Genomic DNA, 240 nt, shown 5'->3' on the forward strand with positions numbered 1-240 from the left:
TGCAAATATCCTTTCCTCCCTCGACGAAAAAATTGAAATCAACAATCAAATCAACAAAAAACTAGAAGAAATGGCTCAAACGATTTTCAAACAATGGTTTGTTGATTTTGAGTTTCTGAATGAAGAAGGAGTGCCATATAAGTCAAGCGGCGGAGCAATGGTTGAAAGTGAACTTGGGATGATTCCTGAGGGGTGGGAAGTGCAGACAATCGAGAGCCTATGTGACGCAAACCAAGCTTC

Annotated in this window: 1 pseudogene; it reads left to right on the forward strand. The window is 40.8% G+C overall.

The features are described from left to right. A pseudogene (locus FE296_RS00060) lies at nucleotides 1–240 on the forward strand (restriction endonuclease subunit S); the annotation flags it as partial.

Origin of the sequence: Paenibacillus sp. UASWS1643, assembly GCF_008693195.1 — a bacterium.
Lineage (GTDB): Bacteria > Bacillota > Bacilli > Paenibacillales > Paenibacillaceae > Paenibacillus > Paenibacillus amylolyticus_B.